Annotated in this window: 15 protein-coding genes; 9 read left to right on the forward strand and 6 right to left on the reverse strand. The window is 71.9% G+C overall.

The genetic code is table 11. The features are described 5' to 3' along the window. Nucleotides 1-152: 152 nt before the first annotated feature. Genes AB0D10_RS02120 through AB0D10_RS02130 form a run of 3 tightly spaced genes read right to left on the reverse strand, consistent with a single transcriptional unit; the run spans nt 153 to nt 3,381 of the window. On the reverse strand, nt 153-1,229 hold the full coding sequence (locus AB0D10_RS02120) for a low specificity L-threonine aldolase (protein ID WP_360250614.1): 1,077 nt from the start codon (nt 1,227-1,229) through the stop codon (nt 153-155). After that, on the reverse strand, nt 1,226-1,984 hold the full coding sequence (locus AB0D10_RS02125; RefSeq protein WP_360249744.1) for an SDR family NAD(P)-dependent oxidoreductase: 759 nt from the start codon (nt 1,982-1,984) through the stop codon (nt 1,226-1,228). Before AB0D10_RS02125 ends, AB0D10_RS02120 begins: the two co-directional genes overlap by 4 nt. Further along, nucleotides 1,981-3,381 (reverse strand): DUF6421 family protein, encoded by a 1,401-nt coding sequence (locus AB0D10_RS02130; RefSeq protein WP_360249747.1) that lies wholly within the window; start codon nt 3,379-3,381, stop codon nt 1,981-1,983. Before AB0D10_RS02130 ends, AB0D10_RS02125 begins: the two co-directional genes overlap by 4 nt. 603 nt (nt 3,382-3,984) lie before the next feature. On the opposite strand from AB0D10_RS02130, the gene AB0D10_RS02135 reads away from it, so the two are divergent. The 5 genes from AB0D10_RS02135 (at nt 3,985) to AB0D10_RS02155 (ending at nt 8,703) form a co-directional block, all read left to right on the forward strand. Then, nucleotides 3,985-4,872, forward strand: a complete 888-nt coding sequence (locus tag AB0D10_RS02135; protein WP_360249750.1) for an ABC transporter substrate-binding protein — start codon at nt 3,985-3,987, stop codon at nt 4,870-4,872. A gap of 107 nt (nt 4,873-4,979) precedes the next feature. Continuing rightward, nucleotides 4,980-5,870 carry an amino acid ABC transporter permease gene (locus AB0D10_RS02140; protein ID WP_360249753.1) on the forward strand — a complete coding sequence of 297 codons (891 nt, stop codon included), beginning with the start codon at nt 4,980-4,982 and terminating at the stop codon, nt 5,868-5,870. Next, nucleotides 5,867-6,622, forward strand: a complete 756-nt coding sequence (locus tag AB0D10_RS02145; RefSeq protein WP_360249756.1) for an amino acid ABC transporter ATP-binding protein — start codon at nt 5,867-5,869, stop codon at nt 6,620-6,622. Before AB0D10_RS02140 ends, AB0D10_RS02145 begins: the two co-directional genes overlap by 4 nt. Before the next feature lie 401 nt (nt 6,623-7,023). Further along, a complete protein-coding gene (locus tag AB0D10_RS02150) occupies nt 7,024-7,587 on the forward strand; it encodes a DUF5134 domain-containing protein (protein ID WP_360249759.1) in 564 nt (187 codons plus the stop codon). A 168-nt stretch (nt 7,588-7,755) separates the two neighbouring features. Continuing rightward, on the forward strand, nt 7,756-8,703 hold the full coding sequence (locus tag AB0D10_RS02155; RefSeq protein WP_360249762.1) for a M56 family metallopeptidase: 948 nt from the start codon (nt 7,756-7,758) through the stop codon (nt 8,701-8,703). 81 nt (nt 8,704-8,784) lie between these two features. On the opposite strand, the gene AB0D10_RS02160 is transcribed toward AB0D10_RS02155, so the two are convergent. Next, a complete protein-coding gene (locus AB0D10_RS02160; RefSeq protein WP_360249764.1) occupies nt 8,785-9,219 on the reverse strand; it encodes a MarR family transcriptional regulator in 435 nt (144 codons plus the stop codon). Nucleotides 9,220-9,306: 87 nt separating this feature from the next. Between AB0D10_RS02160 and AB0D10_RS02165 the strand changes: the two genes are divergently transcribed. Together AB0D10_RS02165 and AB0D10_RS02170 are read left to right on the forward strand one after the other, a co-directional pair. Next, on the forward strand, nt 9,307-10,821 hold the full coding sequence (locus AB0D10_RS02165; protein WP_360249767.1) for an MFS transporter: 1,515 nt from the start codon (nt 9,307-9,309) through the stop codon (nt 10,819-10,821). 229 nt (nt 10,822-11,050) lie between these two features. After that, complete coding sequence (locus AB0D10_RS02170) at nt 11,051-11,656, forward strand: helix-turn-helix domain-containing protein (protein ID WP_360249769.1); 606 nt, start codon at nt 11,051-11,053, stop codon at nt 11,654-11,656. A gap of 79 nt (nt 11,657-11,735) precedes the next feature. Here the strand turns inward: AB0D10_RS02170 and AB0D10_RS02175 are convergent, their stop codons facing one another. Further along, on the reverse strand, nt 11,736-12,602 hold the full coding sequence (locus tag AB0D10_RS02175; protein ID WP_360249772.1) for a helix-turn-helix transcriptional regulator: 867 nt from the start codon (nt 12,600-12,602) through the stop codon (nt 11,736-11,738). A 418-nt stretch (nt 12,603-13,020) separates the two neighbouring features. On the opposite strand from AB0D10_RS02175, the gene AB0D10_RS02180 reads away from it, so the two are divergent. Next, nucleotides 13,021-13,602 (forward strand): ATP-binding protein, encoded by a 582-nt coding sequence (locus AB0D10_RS02180; protein WP_360249775.1) that lies wholly within the window; start codon nt 13,021-13,023, stop codon nt 13,600-13,602. 568 nt (nt 13,603-14,170) lie between these two features. Here the strand turns inward: AB0D10_RS02180 and AB0D10_RS02185 are convergent. Continuing rightward, nucleotides 14,171-14,434: a DUF397 domain-containing protein gene (locus tag AB0D10_RS02185; RefSeq protein ID WP_360249778.1), complete on the reverse strand. Its 264-nt coding sequence runs from the start codon at nt 14,432-14,434 to the stop codon at nt 14,171-14,173. Nucleotides 14,435-14,992: 558 nt separating this feature from the next. Between AB0D10_RS02185 and AB0D10_RS02190 the strand changes: the two genes are divergently transcribed. Further along, nucleotides 14,993-15,952 (forward strand): hypothetical protein, encoded by a 960-nt coding sequence (locus AB0D10_RS02190; RefSeq protein WP_360249781.1) that lies wholly within the window; start codon nt 14,993-14,995, stop codon nt 15,950-15,952. Nucleotides 15,953-16,187: the final 235 nt, after the last annotated feature.

The raw sequence follows: 16,187 nt of genomic DNA on the forward strand, positions 1-16,187 counted from the left end.
CCGTTTTCCGGAGTTTCATTCATCGGATTTGCTTTCCGCTTTGCGCCCCGGTCTCCCGCGGCGACTCCGGAACTGTACGGGGACGGACCCGCCACATGCAAATCGCCCCTGCCCGGGCTCCCGGGCAGGGGCGATTCGTCGTTCGAGCACCGTCAGGCGCGGCCCATCTCCTCGGCGATGGCCGCCGCGAAGGCGTCGATGTCGGCCTCCGTGGTGTCGAAGGCGCACATCCAGCGCACCTCACCGGTGTGCTCGTTCCAGAAGTAGAAGCGGTAGCGCTTCTGGAGCCGCTCGCTCACCTCGCGCGGGAGGATCGCGAACACCGCGTTCGCCTGGACCGGGCGGACGACCTCGACACCGTCGATGTTCCGGACCGCGGCCTCCAGGCGGCTGGCCATGGCGTTGGCGTGGCCGGCGTTGCGGAGGTAGAGGTCACCGGAAAGCAGGGCCTCGAACTGGACCGAGACGAAGCGCATCTTCGAGGCCAGCTGCATCGAGGTCTTGCGCAGGTACTTGATGTTGCGGACCCGCTCGGGGTTGAGCACCACCACGACCTCGCCGAACAGCAGGCCGTTCTTCGTGCCGCCGAACGACAGCACATCGACGCCCACGTCGGTCGTGAAGGCGCGCAGCGGCTGGCCGAGCGACGCGGCGGCGTTGGCCAGGCGCGAACCGTCGACGTGGACGAGCATGCCCAGCTCGTGGGCGTGCTCGGTGATCGCGCGGATCTCGTCGGCGGTGTAGAGGGTGCCGAGCTCGGTGCTCTGGGTGATGGAGACCGCGAGCGGCTGCGCGCGGTGCTCGTCGCCGTAGCCCCAGGCCTGCTGGTCGAGCAGCTCGGGGGTGAGCTTGCCGTCCGGGGTGGGGACGGTGAGCAGCTTGATGCCGCCCATCTTCTCCGGGGCGCCGCCCTCGTCCACGTGGATGTGGGCACTCTCGGCGCAGACCACGGCGCCCCAGCGCGGGAGCAGCGACTGGAGGGCGACCACGTTGGCGCCGGTGCCGTTGAAGACCGGGTAGGCCTCGGCCTTGTCTCCGAAGTGACGGCGGAAGACGTCCTGGAGGTGGGCCGTGTAGTCGTCCTCGCCGTAGGCGACCTGGTGGCCGCCGTTGGCGAGGGCGATCGCGGCGAGGACCTCCGGGTGCACGCCGGCGTAGTTGTCGCTGGCGAAGCCGCGGACGGCGGGGTCGTGCCGCCGTACCGCGTCCGTACGGGAGAGATCGGTCATCGGGCTGTCAGCCACAGGTGCTGTCCGTTCAGTTCTGCTGCGGGGCGGTCCCAGAGGCCCGCCAGGTGGTCGGCGAGGTCGGCGGTGTCGGTGAAGCCGGCGAACTTCGCCTCCGGCTTCTCGGCCCGCATCTCGGGACTGACCAGCGCCTTGATCACCAGGATCGCAGCCGCCGCGGTGGGCTCGCCGTCCGGGTCGGTGGTCTCCTTCTTGAAGGAGTCGGCCATGGCGAGGGTCCACGCCTCGGTGGCGGCCTTGGCGGCCGCGTAGGCGGCGCCGCCGGCGGTGGGCTTGTGCGCGGCCGAGGCGGAGATCATCGCGTAGCGGCCGGCGGGGCTCCGGACCAGCGCGGGCTGGAAGGCCAGCGAGGTGTGCTGGAGGGTGCGCACGACGGTGTCGTGCAGGAAGTCCCAGTCATCCAGCCGGGAGTCGAAGAAGGTCTTGCTGCCGCGCCAGCCACCGACCAGGTGGAAGAGGCCGTCGACGTGGCCGTGCTCGGACTCCAGGTGGTCGGCCCAGTCGTGGACCTCCTGCGGGTCGAGCAGGTCGATGACCTGGCCGCTGACCTTGGCTCCGCGCACGGCCACCCGGGTGGCGTCCAGGGCGGACTCCAGGCGCTGGGCGTCGATGTCGGCGCCGATCACGGTGGCACCGTCGGCGGCGAGGCGGCGCAGCACGGCGCGGCCGGCCGGGCCGCTGGCTCCGGCGACGGCGATGACCTTGCCGGACAGCGGGGCGTTGGTGGACGTGGTCACGCGGCGACTCCCTGGATGCCGTTACCGGTGATGCCGGTGGTGGAGGCGATGACGCCGCTCAGCTTCTTGTTGAGGGCTTCGTAGAACATGCTCAGCGGGAACTCGTCCGGGAGCACGGCGTCGCACAGGGCCTTGTTGAGGGCCTTGCCGTCGGTGATGTCGAGCGGGAGGGCCTCGGCGCCCTTCGCCCAGGTCGAGGCCGGGTGCGGGGTGAGGTACCGGGAGACCAGCTCGTAGGCGGCGATCCAGTGGGCCGGCTTGGGCCGGTCGATGCCGTCGCGGTACAGCTTCTCGATCTCTGCGCACAGGCCGTTGGTGACCTGCGGCGCGCGCTCCCAGTCGATGCTGAGGCGGTTGTCGCGCCAGCGCAGCGCGTCGTGCTTGTGCAGGTAGGCGAAGAGCAGCTGGCCGCCGAGGCCGTCGTAGTTGCGCACGCGGTCGCCGCTGACCGGGAAGCGGAACATCCGGTCGAAGAGGATCGCGTACTGGACGTCGCGGGCGTGCGGGTTGCCCTCGGTCTCCAGCTGCACCGCCTCCTTGAAGGTGGTGAGGTCGCAGCGGAGCTCCTCCAGGCCGTACATCCAGAACGGGCTGCGCTGCTTGATCATGAAGGGGTCGAACGGCAGGTCGCCGTGGCTGTGGGTGCGGTCGTGGACGAGGTCCCACAGGACGAAGGTCTCCTGCGCGCGCTGCTGGTCCCGGAGCAGGCCCTCGGCGTCGGCCGGGATCTCCAGGCCGAGCTGCTGGACGGCGCTGGTGGAGACGGCGCGGAAGCGGGCGGCCTCGCGGTCGCAGAAGATGCCGCCCCAGGTGAAACGTTCCGGCGCCTTGCGCACGGACACGGTCTCGGGGAAGAGCACGGCGGAGTTGGTGTCGTAACCGGCCGTGAAGTCCGTGAAGGTGATCGGCACGAACATCGGGTTGTCGAAGCGGGTGCGCTCCAGCTCGGCCAGCCAGTCGGGCCACACGACGCGCAGCAGGACGGCTTCCAGGTTGCGGTCCGGGTTGCCGTTCTGGGTGTACATCGGGAAGACGACCAGGTGCTCCAGGCCGTCCTCACGCTGGTCGGCGGGCTGGAAGGCGAGCAGCGAGTCCAGGAAGTCGGGCTCGCGGTAGCCGGTGTCGGCCCACTTGGCGAGGTCCGCGTCGACGGCGGCGAGGTACGCGGCGTCGTGCGGGAAGTTCGGGGCGAGCTCCTCGACGGCGGCGCGGACGGAGGCGACCAGCGGGTCGACGGTGTGCCGCTGGACGGCGGCCAGGTCGATCGAGCCGTCCTTGGACTGCAGCGGGCGCAGGGTCTCGACGGCCTCCTTCAGGCGCAGCCAGGCCGGGTGGCCGGCGAGGGTCGAGACCGGGGCGTCGGCCGCCGCAGCGAGCCTTGGCGAAAGATTCTGCATCGTGGACTCACTTCGACAGGAGTTATTTCAACGAGGACACCATATGTACGAAAGGTTCTCCCGTTCAAGGGGGTCCGGACAGGCAAAGCTGCGGCGACGCGGCGCTCCGGCCCGAAAACCTGTGCCAGGAAGCCCGGTGTCCGGGATGTGGACATTGATCTGGATGTTCTGGACAGATGCGCCGCGCTGATGCGAACCTCCCGGCATGTTCCCGGCGGTGATCACGGTGGCCGTACGCCACGACAGCCCGTTCCGGCTGCCCTCCCGTCGGCACGCCGGCTCCTGCTGTCGCCGTCGCGCCGACGCCCTCCGCTGCCGCTGTTGCCGCTGCTGCTGATCCGGCCACCGGCCGCCGCCCGGCCGCCGTCGATCCGGCCGCTGCCGATCCCGCTCGACGGGCGCCGCGGGCGTGGGCCCGTACGCCGACCATGCCGTGTGTGTTCCGGCGCCGCCACTGGGGGGAAGTGACCCGCCGGGAACCGGCCCGTCCCGCCGCGCCCTTCCGCACCACCGAACCGCGCCACCCGGCCCGCACCACGCGCCCCGCCCCGTGCGACCGGTCGCCCGACCCGTCACGCCCGGTCCTTCTCCTGGAGCCCCGCCATGACCCTCCGCAAGCCGTCCGCCGTACTGTCCCTCGCCGTGCTGGTCGCCGCCGCGGCCGCGCTGAGCGCGTGCGCGCCGCAGGACCCGAAGTCCGACACCGCCTCCGGCGCCCAGGGCACGGTCGGCACGGCGGCGGGCTGCGCGCCGGGCGCGCTGGCGACGCGGACGGCCGGGACGCTGACCATCGGCACCGACAAGCCCGCGTACGACCCCTGGTTCACCGAGGACAAGCCGGAGAACGGCAAGGGCTTCGAATCCGCCGTCGCCTACGCCGTGGCCGAGAAGCTGGGCTACCCGAAGGGCAAGGTCGACTGGGTCGTCGCACCGTTCGGCAAGGCCACCGCACCGGGTGCCAAGGACTTCGACTTCGACGTCAACCAGGTGTCCATCAGCGCCGAGCGCAAGCAGGCGGTGGACTTCTCCTCCGGCTACTACGACGTGCGCCAGGCCGTCATCGCGCTGAAGAACTCCAAGGCGGCGGCCGCGAAGAGCATCGCCGACCTGAAGGACGCCAAGCTCGGCGCGCAGGTCGGCACCACCAGCCTGGACACCATCACCGGCACCATCAAGCCGACCGGCCGGCCGGCCGTCTTCGACTCCAACGACCTGGCCAAGGCCGCACTGAGGAACGGCCAGATCGAGGCCCTGGTGGTGGACTTGCCGACCGCCTTCTACATCACCGGCGCCGAGGTGCCCGAAGCCCAGGTGGTGGGTCAGTTCGAGACGGCCTCGCAGGGCGAGCAGTTCGGCCTGGTGCTGGACAAGGGCTCCAAGCTGACCGGTTGCGTGTCGCAGGCGGTGGACGCGCTGCGCTCGGACGGCACGCTGGCGAAGCTGGAGAAGCAGTGGCTCTCCGACGCCGTCTCGGCACCGGTGCTGAGGTGAGCGCCGGCACGAGCCCCGGTGTGAGCGGGGACGCGACGGCGGCCGGCCACGCCGGGGCAGCGAAGGACGGAGGCGCACCGGGGCCCGCGAAGGACCCGGGCGCCGCTGTGTTCCCGAAGGACGCCGGGGTCACGGCCGCCGCAGCGGACGAGGGCTACCGCCCGTCCGCGCGGCGCCTCTCGCACGAGGCGTACCGGCGCGGCCGGGCCCGCCGCTCGGCACTGATCGCCGCCTCGTCGACCCTGGCGACGGCCGTCGCGCTCTACCTGCTGGTCGTCAACTCCCCCGGCTGGGAGGTGACCCGGCGGACCTTCTTCAACCTCGACTACGCCCGGCAGGCGCTGCCCGAGGTACTGCGGGGGCTGCGGGTGAACCTGGAGCTGATGCTCGGCTGCGGGGTGCTGATCCTGGTGCTCGGCCTGCTGCTCGCGGTGCTGCGGACACTGCGCGGACCGGTGTTCCTGCCGGTGCGGCTGCTGGCCACCGCGTACGTGGACTTCTTCCTCGGGCTACCGATGATCATCTGCCTGCTGGTGATGATCACCGGGGTGCCGGCGCTCCGGCTGACCGGGGTGACCACCGATCCGCTGCTCCTGGGCGGGGCGGCGCTGGTGCTGACGTACTCGGCCTACGTGTCGGAGGTGTTCCGCTCCGGCATCGAGTCGGTGCACCCGAGCCAGCGGGCGGCGGCGCGGTCGCTGGGGCTGACCAACGCCCAGGCCATGCGGTACGTGGTGCTGCCGCAGGCCGTCCGGCGGGTCGTGCCGCCGCTGCTCAACAACCTGGTGAGCCTGCAGAAGGACACCGGGCTGGTCTCGATCGGCGGCGCGATCGACGCGGTGTACGCGGCAAAGATCATCGCGTCGCGGTCCTTCAACTTCACGCCGTACCTGCTCGCGGGGCTGGTGTTCATCGTGTTGACCGTTCCGCTGACCCGGATCGCCGACTGGCTGACCGCGCGGATGAACCGGCGGCAATTCCAGGGAGGTGCGGTGTGACGGCGGAGGTGCTCCGGCTGGAATCGGTGCGCAAGGCCTTCGGCACCCAGGTGGTGCTGCGCGACGTGGACCTCGCCGTCCCCGAGCACTCGGTCACGGCGCTGATCGGGGCCTCCGGCTCCGGGAAGTCCACGCTGATGCGGTGCGTCAACCTGCTGGAGGGCATCGACGACGGCGCGGTCTTCCTCGACGGCGAGGAGATCACCGATCCGCGCACCGACGAGGACGCCGTACGGCGCCGGATCGGGGTGGTGTTCCAGTCGTACAACCTGTTCCCGCACATGACCGTGCTGGAGAACGTCACGCTGGCGCCGCGCCGGGTGCACGGCGTCGGGCGGGCCGAGGCGGAGGCCCGGGCGCTGCACCTGCTCGACCGGCTCGGGCTGGCGGCCAAGGCCGCCGAGTACCCGGACCGGCTCTCCGGCGGACAGCAGCAGCGCGTCGCCATCGTGCGGGCGCTGGCCACCGGGCCCCGGCTGCTGCTCCTGGACGAGATCACCGCGGCGCTCGACCCGGTGCTGGTCGGGGAGGTCCTGTCGGTGGTGCGGGACCTCAAGGACCAGGGGATGACGATGGTCCTCTCCACGCACGAGATGGGCTTCGCGCGCGAGGTCGCCGACCAGGTGTGCTTCCTCGACGGCGGGGTGGTGCTCGAACAGGGGCCGCCGGAGCAGGTGTTCGGCGATCCGCGGGAGGAGCGGACCCGGCAGTTCCTCAGCCGGGTGGTCGCCTCGGGGCGGCTCCAGGGCTGAGCCGCAGAGGAAGGGGAGAGCGGGAGGAGGGGAAGAGCGGGAGGAGCGCAGGGGCGGGAGGGCGAGGACGGGGAGAGCGGCACGGAGAACGGGCCGGAGGGCGAGGCAGAGGGCGAGGCGGAGAACGGGCGCCACCGGACGGCGGGGGCACGGCCACGGCTTCACCACGGCGGGCACCACTGTGCGCCCCTGTACGCGCCCTGGCCGCGCCCGGCCGCCAGCGGTGATCGTGGAGCAAACGATCGTCGCCGCGCACAGGGCCGGCAAGCCGACGAACAGATGACAACCGACAGATGTCAGCTGACAGATTTCATCATCTGTTCGCTGAAATCTGTTCGCCGCTCTCCGGCCGCTGTTCGCCGCTCGCCACCCCCGTCGCCCACCGCCCCGGGAGGCCGCCGTTGCACGGACCCATCCTGGTCAACTGGCTCCTCGCCCTCCTCACCGCCGCCGCCGGCGCATCCTGCCTGGTCCGACTGCGGCGGTCCCCGTGCGCCGTGGACGCCCCGACCGACGCGCACCGCCCGCTCGCCCGGGAATCGGACGCCGCCGAGGCCCTGATGGGGCTGGGCATGGCCGCGATGGCCGTCGCCGGCGCCACCGTCCCGCCTGCCGTCTGGGCTGCACTGTTCGGCCTCCCGGCCACCGCCTTCCTGCTCGCCGCCGTCCACGCCTCCGTCGGCCGGGCCCACCGGCTGCACCACGCGGTCGGCGCGCTCGCCATGACGTACATGGCCCTCGCGATGGCGGCCACCTCCGGCGGCGAGCACCACCACGCGGCCGGCCCGGGCGTCCCGCCGCTGACCGGCGCCCTGCTCCTCTACTTCGGCGGATACACCGTCTGGGCCGGCAGTCGGCTGCTGCGCACGTCGTCGGGCACCCTCGCGGTCGGCACCGCCGGACTGCCACAGGCCTGCCGACTGACCATGGGCATCGGCATGTTCGCCATGCTCCTGACGATGTGACGCGCCCACCCCCGCGCCGGCCCCCGCGCCGGCCCCCGCGCCGAGACCCGGCCGCCCGCGTGGCGTTGGTCACTGGCCGGTCGAAAGCCGTTCCACCGGGCGTCGGCGGCACATAGGTTGGCGGGGAGCGCGCTGTCGCGTTCCGTGCGTACTCGGGGAGCCCATGCGATGCCTGCCCTGATCGGCCTGCTGCTGCTCGGACTGATGCTCTCGACTGTCGCGCCCCGGCTGCTGGCCCGGGCCCGCTGGGTGGAGCGCGAACCGGTGCTGGCACTGCTGGTGTGGCAGTGCCTCGTGGTGGCGGTGCTGCTGTGCTGTGCACTGGGCCTGGTGCTGGCCGCCTCCGCCGCCCTCCCGGAGCTGCGCGCCCTGGTGTTCTCGGGCGCGCCGCACGGCGTGGAGGCGGCGTACGGCCTCCAGGGCGCCGAGGGCTGGGGCCGGCTGTGCGCCGCGGTGCTGGCCGCCGGCGCGGTGCAGACGGTGCTGGCGCTCACCAGGGAGGTCCACACGGCCAAGGCGCTACGCGACCGCCGGCACGCCCAACTGGCGACCCGTGCACCTGAGTTGCCGGAATCGATCGAGGCCGCCCGGAGCGACCGGGAGCGCCTGGTGGTGCTGGAGAACGTCCGCCCGGAGGCGTGGTCGCTGCCCGGTCCGAACTCCCGTCTGGTGGTCACCACCGGCGCCCTCCAGCAGCTGACCGACCGGGAGCTGGCCGCCGTGCTGAGCCACGAGCGCGGCCACGTCCGGGCCCGGCACCACTGGCTGCAGCAGTTCGCGCAGGCGCTGGCCTCCGGCTTCCCCGGCGTGGGCGTGTTCAGCGCCTTCCGGGACCAGGTGTCGGAGTTGGTCGAGCTGGCGGCCGACGACCGCGCCGCCCGTCGGCACGGTCGGCACACCACTGCCCTCGCGCTGGCCGAACTCAACCTGGATCGCGGGGTGTTCGGTTCCTGTCCGCCCGGTCTGGCGCAGTCCCCGAAGCGGGTGGACCGGCTCCTCGCCGGCCGGCCGCGGCTCTCCGTTCCGCACCGGCTCCGGCTCACCGTCGCGGCCCTCGCGGCACCCGCCGTGGTGGTCCTGTTGGCGGTCGCCCCGGGCCTGCGTTCGCTGCTCTGAGCCGACCGGCCCGCATCGGCGCACAACGATTTGACGAGCCGCCGGTTACGGCTGCCCTGCCGATCAGGGGGGTGCGCCCGGTCAGTCCGACGGGACTTCGCAGGCCTTTCCGGGGCCGCCGCCGAGAGTGAGCCCCAGCACTTCGCGGTGCAGCGGCCTGGCCTGTTCGTAGCGTTCCCGGCCGGCCTCGGTGAGGGTGAGGACGATGCCCCGCCTGTCGCTCTCGCACATCGCCCGGGTGACCAGTCCGGCCTTCTCCAGTCGGGCGATCAGCCGGGAGAGCGCGCTCTGGCTGAGGTGGACGGTGGGTGCGAGTTCGCTCACCCGCAGCGCGTGACCGCCGCCGGCGGCGCACCCCTCGACGAGGCGTTCCAGCACCTCGAACTCGCTCATGCCCAGCCCGAAGCGGTCGCCCAGCTCGCGGTCGAGCGCACAGGCGGCCGTCGCATGCCGGGCCAGCAGCTCGCGCCACTGCGCGACCAGGCCGGCCTCCGCCGGGGTGTCGAGTTCAGCCACCCCGCCACCCTAGCACCTGCAGCGTAAATTATTGCGTTCACATCTAATTCATTTGCATTGAATGCATGCGCATGTACTGTCCTCCCCATGACCACCGCGACCGTCACGCCACCCGACGCCTCGTCAACCAGCGGGCTGAACTGGACACCCCGCCTCTGGGGCACCCTGATCGTGCTCTGCGCCGCCATGTTCCTGGACGCCCTGGACGTCTCGATGGTGGGCGTCGCCCTCCCCTCCATCGGCTCCGAACTCGACCTCTCCACGTCCACCCTCCAGTGGGTGGTCTCCGGCTACGTGCTCGGCTACGGCGGCCTGCTACTGCTCGGCGGCCGCGCCGCCGACCTGCTCGGCCGCCGCCGGGTCTTCCTGGTCGCACTGGGCGCCTTCGCCGCCGCCTCGCTGATCGGCGGCCTCGTCGACGACGGCGCCCTGCTGATCGCGGCCCGCTTCCTGAAGGGCGTCAGCGCCGCCTTCACCGCCCCGGCCGGCCTGTCGATCATCACCACCACCTTCGCCGAGGGCCCGGCCCGCAACCGCGCACTGTCGATCTACACCACCTGCGCCGCCAGCGGCTTCTCGCTCGGCCTGGTGCTGAGCGGCCTGCTCACCTCGGTCGGCTGGCGCTGGACCTTCCTGATGCCCGTCCCGGTCGCACTGCTCGCCCTGGTCTTCGCGATCCGCCTGCTCCCCCGCCCGGTCGAGGAGCGCGCCAAGGGCGGCTACGACGTCCTGGGCGCGATCACCGGCACCGCAACCGTGCTGCTGCTGGTGTTCACCGTGACCGAAGCGCAGGGCGCCGGCTGGCTGAGCCTGCGCACGCTCGGATCGCTGGTCGTGGTCGCCGCGCTGGCCGCGGCGTTCCTGCTGGTCGAGAGCCGCACCGCCCACCCGCTGGTCCGGCTCGGCATCTTCCGCAACGGCTCGGTCGCCCGGGCCAACCTGGTCGCCTTCGCGATGACCGGCGCGTACGGCGGTTTCCAGTTCGTGGTGACGCTCTACCTGCAGCACCTGCTCGGCTGGTCGGCCCTCCAGATGGCCCTCGGGCTGCTGCCGGCCGGCGCCTTCATCGCCCTCTCGGCACCGTTCATGGGCCCGATCGTGGACCGCTTCGGCACCGGGCGGCTACTGCCGATCGGCCTGCTGGCCCTGGTCGGCGCCTTCGCCCTGTTCCTGCGGCTGGACGAGCACAGCTCCTACCTCGGCCTGGTGCTGCCCTCGATGCTGCTGCTCGGTGTGGGCTTCGCGCTCGCCTTCCCCTCGGTGAACATCGCCGCCACCGACGGCGTGGCCGACGAGGAGCAGGGCCTGGCCTCGGGCCTGGTGAACACCGCGATCCAGGTCGGCACCGCGGTGGTGCTGGCCGGGGCGACCGCGATGATCACAGCCGGCAGCGCGGGCGGCGACGGCCCGCAGGCCCAGCTGGACGGGTACCGCCCGGCGCTGGCGTTCGTCACGGCGGTCGCACTGGTCGGGCTGGTGGTCGCGGCGGTCGGCGCCCTGGTGGACCGGCGCCGGAATTCAGACCCCGTGCCGGTGCCTGATTATGATTATCCGTCAGTCGGGTCGACGACGACCCGGACCGAAGTCCTGAGCAAGCACTGATCCGTGGGCTCCGCCCGCAGCCGACCCCGGGCCGTCGGGCAATGGCGCCGGCTCCACCAAACCCCCGTGTTGGTGGAGCCGGCCGTCTTCGTACCGGCCGCCCGAGGCGGTGCCCGTCCGGGCACGGTTCCACAGGGCGGCTGTCGGCTTCGCAAGTATATTGGCCCGGAGCCAACGAACGTTCGGAGCAGTCACGATGGCACCTCGCGGGGATTCGGTCAATGAGGAGATGCGGCAACGCTCCCGCCGGCGCATCATGCGGGCCACCCTCGAACTGGTCGACCAGCGCGGTTACGCGGGCACCACGCTGACCGACATCGCCGAACGGGCCGGACTCGCCCGCGGACTGCTCTCCTACTACTTCGACGGCAAACGGCTGCTGATGCAGTCCGCAACCCACCGGATGATGCACCAGGCGCTGTCAGCCGCGCTGGCGGAACTGGCGCCCGGCTCCTCCCCCGAGTCCCGGCTGGCCCGCGCCATCGACGCCGTGCTCGGACTGGCGATGGACCACCCCCGGGTGATGCGCTCCCACCTGGCGCTGATCCTCGACCCCGACACCGGCGCCTTCGTCCAGGACCCCGAGCAGCAGCAGCTCGGCGCCATCCTCCAGGGGCTGCTGTGCGACTGGGGCGCGCCGGACCCGGTCGCCGAGCACGCGGTGCTGCGCAGTGCGCTGATGGGCGGCTGCATCGGAGTGCTGCTGCCGGGCGCCGAGATCCCGCTGGCCCCGATCCGGGCCGACCTCTTCCGCCGCTACGACCTGGCCTGGCACCTGGGCGACCCGCCGCAGACCGCCCCGCCGGAACGCGAAAGGCCGCCGGCCCGCGGTTGACGCCGGGTGGGCGGCCTGCAAGCGACCTGCTGCCGGGGGCTCCGCGGGGGAGGGGCCCGCGGGTCCGAACGGCAGCGGCTCAGCGCTCCTTCAGGATCGAGGCGAGCAGGTCTATGGTGCGCTCCGGCGTGAGGCTGTCCACACAGAGCCGCTCCATGACCTGGATGTACGCGTCCACGTCGTCCCGCTTGTCCAGGTAGAGCGCGCTGGTGAGCTGCTCCAGGTAGACCACGTCCGCGAGGTCCTGCTCCGGGAAGCGCAGGATCGTGAACGCCCCGGACTCGCCCGCGTGCGCGCCGAAGCGGAACGGCATGACCTGGATCACCACGTTGGCCTGCTCGGCGACGTCGATCAGGTACTGCACCTGACCGCGCATCACCTTGGGCCCGCCGACCGGCCGGCGCAGCGCGGCCTCGTCGATGACCGCCCACAGGCGCGGGCTGCCACCCTCGGCCAGCAGCTTCTGGCGGCGCAGCCGGAGGCTGACCCGCCGCTCGACCTCCTCCTCGCTGATGACCGGCCGACTCTGGCCGAAAACCGCCCGTGCGTACTCCTCGGACTGCAGCAGCCCGGGGATGAACTGCACCTCGTAGGTGCGGATCAGCTGAGCGGCCTCCTCCAGTCCGACGTAGGTCTGGAACCAGCCCGGCAGCACGTCGTTGAAGCTGTGCCACCACCCGGACTTGTTGGCTTCGCGGACCAGGCCGAGCAGGGCCTCCCGCTCCATCCCGTCGTCGACGCCGTACAGGCTGAGCAGGTCGGCGACGTCGCGCTCCTTGAAGCTGACGCGGCCGAGTTCCATGCGGCTGATCTTGGACTCGGAGGCCCGGATCGCGTAGCCCGCGTCCTCACGGGTGATGCCGCGCGCCTCACGCAGGCGACGCAACTGCGAGCCGAGGAGGATCCGGCGGACCATCGAGCCGCCGCCCGGCTGAACTGTGGTCATGCGGTCGAAACCTCCACCTAGGGCAAACAGCGCACAGTCTGCCATCAGTTGAGCGCTCACGGTGCCGATACTGACGGATGTTCCTATCAGTTCTGCACTCCGCACACCAGGATGCACGTGCATCCGGCGCTTGCATATGCCAATAGTGCGACTGCACGTGAATCGACTCTTGCATCTGCAGTGAGCGCACACCACCATGGTGCACGTGCACCTGCACATCCCTGGCAATCCCGCGGGCTCCGCGTCGACCCCACGCGCGACTCCGTGCACCGGCCCGACGGCGTCCCCCGCGCCATCGGGCGTTCGAGTGCGCGCGCGTGTGGTCGAGGGGGCGGCCGTGCGGCCGAGCGAGTCGGAGGTGACCGGCATGACCCCGGCGGGTCCAGCCGTGTCCGCCCCCTTATGGGAGGAGCTCTTCATGGGCACCGGTACGGCTTTGGCGGTTGACCCCCATGTGGTCACCTGTACGCTCGCTCCTCGCTTCGAAGCCGTCAGAACCGCGCGCGACTTCGCCCGGACCACGCTCCAGCGCTGGGGACTGCCGGAGCTGTTCGACGACGTCGCGCTGGTGGCCTCGGAACTAGTGACCAACGCGCTCCGGCATGCGATCGGCGCACGGCCCGACCCGTCGGGCGGCGCCCAGGGCGAGTATGACTTTCCCACACAGCCGACCCCGGACGGTCGGCTGCCGATCCGAATAAGCCTGGTGCACCGCGCACCCCAGGTGGTCTGCGCGGTGAGCGACCCGAGCAGCATCGGCCCGGTGGCCCGGGAGGCGGACTTCGTCGCCGAATCCGGCCGCGGACTGCACCTGGTGGAGTCCTTCAGCCGCTCCTGGGGCTGGCACCCGCTGGGCAGCGGCAAGGTCGTCTGGGCGATGTTCGAGGCGGAGCCGGCGGTCGGCCCGCTCGACGGACACCCGGAGATCGGCGGACGCCCGGCGCTGGAGGCGCTCGGCGGACCGGTCGACATCGGTGGACGGCACCGGCGCTCGGCCTAGCGCCGGGCGGCGTACGGCCCGCCCGGTGCCTGGTCGGAGGGCACAACCGGCACCCGCTCCGGTGGCACGCCGAACGGCGTGCCCGGCAACGGCCAGGACGACGGCCCCGGCGGTGGCAGCGCCGCGGACGGCAGGACCGGTGACGGACCGGACGTCAGACCCGACAGCGGGTCGGACGGACCACTCAGCGGCAGGTCGAGGGAAACCCCGGGAGGACCACGCCCCGGGTGCTTGCACCAGGCCCCGCCGGTGGTCGATCCCGGCCGGCGGCCCCGAGGGCGGCGGTGTCCACCGCGCCCCCCGCTGTGGCAGCACCGGAAGCAACGGCCCCGATTACGGCGGTCCCGAAAGCAACGGCCCCGATTACGGCAGTTCCGGAAGCAGCGGCCCCGATTACGGCGGCTCCGGAAGCAACGGCCCCGATTACGGCAGTTCCGGAAAAGGTGGCGGAAACGGCCCCGTTCGGGGCGGCTCCGAAAACGGTGGCGGAAACGGCTGCGGAAAAGACAAAGGCCGTCGTGGTGTCGGCACCCACGACGGCCCCCCGATGGTGAAACAGGACGGCTGGTCAGACCGCCAGGTGGTCGAACTCCCCGTCCTTGGCCCCCAGCAGCAGGGCGGCGATCTCGGCCCGGGTGTAGATGAGCGCCGGACCGTCCGGGAAGCGCGAGTTGCGCATCGCCACGTCGCCGCCCGGCAGGGCCGCGAACTCGACGCAGTTGCCCTGGGAGTTGCTGTGCCGGCTCTTCTGCCAGACCACTCCCCGGAGATCGGCCGCGGCCATCCCGTTGTAGGTGTCGTGCGAGCCGTGAGTGTCCTGCGAGTCGTGCATAGAAGTCTCCCGAAGAGCTCCGGAGTTGTTGTCCAGCGCGGCGCCCCCGGCACCGCCGAACGAACGGACCGGCCCCGTACCGGTCCGGCACAACGCCTCACTTGACGCGATGATAGCTGCAGTGCACGTGCATCAGCACGGGACATTGCAGGTGCACGAGGCCTTTCACCGGCGGCCCCGAACTCTTCACGGGGCCTTCTCCTGACGGTACGTAAACGGACATAGCCGACTGAATCGTCGGGGTCGCGATAACCGGCCGTGAGCGAATCCCCCCTGAATGTTGATCTTCGAATGCCGGGAGTCGCGCCGCCGTGACCCTCCGTCAGGCGACCTCCGGGCTGTGAGACATCTCACGCACCGCGGGTGCAACGCAGCGCCTCGCGGCGTACGTCAAGGCAATGGCCCGCGCCCGCACGGGGGTTGGGCGAAGAATGTCCGGATTGCGGGCAAACCGCCCGGACCGGCCCACCGAGGACACCGGGTCCGCACCGCCGCTGCGCGAAACCCGTACGGCAGCCGACTGCAGGCCGGACGGGCCGATGTCCTACGATCTCCGGCATGAGCACCGCAGCCATCCCGGGCGCGCCACTGCCCGTCCGCACTCCAGGCTCCCGTGCGCGGGGGCGCCACCGTCGTCCCGAGCGCCCCGAGATTCCCTCCGGCGCCCCGGCCCTGGTGCTCGCCGTACCCGCGACCGCCGGGCCCGAGTCCCGCTCGGTCGTCGAGGAACTGCTCTCGATCGTCCGCAGCGAGCAGAACGGCGTCCAGGCCACGGCCGGATACCTCCCCGGCGAGTCCGCCGAGGGTGAGGGCGGCGAGGAGCGCACCGTCGCCGAACTCCTGGCCACGGCCGCCGAGGCCGGGCTGCCGATGCCCGTCCTGGTGCCGCTGGTGCCCGGACCGCACGGTTTCCTGCCCGAACTCCACGCACTCGCTGCCGAGTACGGCGCGCCCGTCACCGACGCACTGGGCCCGCACCCGCTCCTGGCCGAGGCCGTGCACGTGCGACTGTCCGAGGCCGGACTGGCGCGCGCCGACCGAGCCCGTCTGTTCGCCATCGCGACCGCCGCCGACGGCGTGGTCCTGACCACCGTCGGCGGCGAGGACGCCGCCGCCGCGGCCGGCATCACCGGCGTGCTGCTGGCCGCCCGGCTGGCCATCCCGGTCGTGGCCGCCGCGCTCGACGTGCCCGGCTCGGTGGCCGCGGCCGTCAACCACCTCAGGGAGACCGGCGCGCAGCGCCCGGCGCTGGCCCCGCTGGTGATCGGGCCGGAGGCCGACTCCGAGCTGCTCGCCACCGCGGCCGAGGAGACCGGCTGCCCGTCGGCGGCGCCGCTGGGCGCGTACCCGACCGTCGGCCAGCTGATCGCCTCCACCTACCTGGCCGCGCTGCCCGCGCCCTCCCCGGAGGAGCTGGCGCGGGCCGAGGCGGAGGCGGCTGCCGCCGCCGAGGCCGAGGGGGCCGCAGAGGGCACCCGACGGGCCCACGCGGCCGCCGAGGGGCCTGCCGGACAGTAAGCGACACCGCGCGCCCGCCGGCGCGCACACGGGGCCCGGAACGGATTTCGTTCCGGGCCCTTCGCCGTACCCTCGCGCCCCCACAGGAGATTTGTGGGGGTTGTGACGATTGTGGAGGTTACGGGAGTTTCAGTGGCCACAGGAACCTTCGGGGGTTAACGGAGCTACGCGGCAATGATGGAGATTGTCCGTTCTTGCGTCATTTGCAAGGAAAAGGGGAGCACACTCATCAGCG

The organism is Kitasatospora sp. NPDC048545, from assembly GCF_040651155.1.
GTDB lineage: Bacteria > Actinomycetota > Actinomycetes > Streptomycetales > Streptomycetaceae > Kitasatospora.

Bases quoted from the DNA above. Each gene is read 5' to 3' on its own strand.
- AB0D10_RS02120 (WP_360250614.1), bottom strand. From the start codon at position 1,229: ATGACCGATCTCTCCCGTACGGACGCGGTACGGCGGCACGACCCCGCC.
- AB0D10_RS02190 (WP_360249781.1), top strand. From the start codon at position 14,993: ATGAGCACCGCAGCCATCCCGGGCGCGCCACTGCCCGTCCGCACTCCA.
- AB0D10_RS02170 (WP_360249769.1), top strand. From the start codon at position 11,051: ATGCGGCAACGCTCCCGCCGGCGCATCATGCGGGCCACCCTCGAACTG.
- AB0D10_RS02165 (WP_360249767.1), top strand. From the start codon at position 9,307: ATGACCACCGCGACCGTCACGCCACCCGACGCCTCGTCAACCAGCGGG.
- AB0D10_RS02155 (WP_360249762.1), top strand. From the start codon at position 7,756: ATGCCTGCCCTGATCGGCCTGCTGCTGCTCGGACTGATGCTCTCGACT.
- AB0D10_RS02135 (WP_360249750.1), top strand. From the start codon at position 3,985: ATGACCCTCCGCAAGCCGTCCGCCGTACTGTCCCTCGCCGTGCTGGTC.
- AB0D10_RS02185 (WP_360249778.1), bottom strand. From the start codon at position 14,434: ATGCACGACTCGCAGGACACTCACGGCTCGCACGACACCTACAACGGG.
- AB0D10_RS02175 (WP_360249772.1), bottom strand. From the start codon at position 12,602: ATGACCACAGTTCAGCCGGGCGGCGGCTCGATGGTCCGCCGGATCCTC.
- AB0D10_RS02130 (WP_360249747.1), bottom strand. From the start codon at position 3,381: ATGCAGAATCTTTCGCCAAGGCTCGCTGCGGCGGCCGACGCCCCGGTC.
- AB0D10_RS02180 (WP_360249775.1), top strand. From the start codon at position 13,021: ATGGGCACCGGTACGGCTTTGGCGGTTGACCCCCATGTGGTCACCTGT.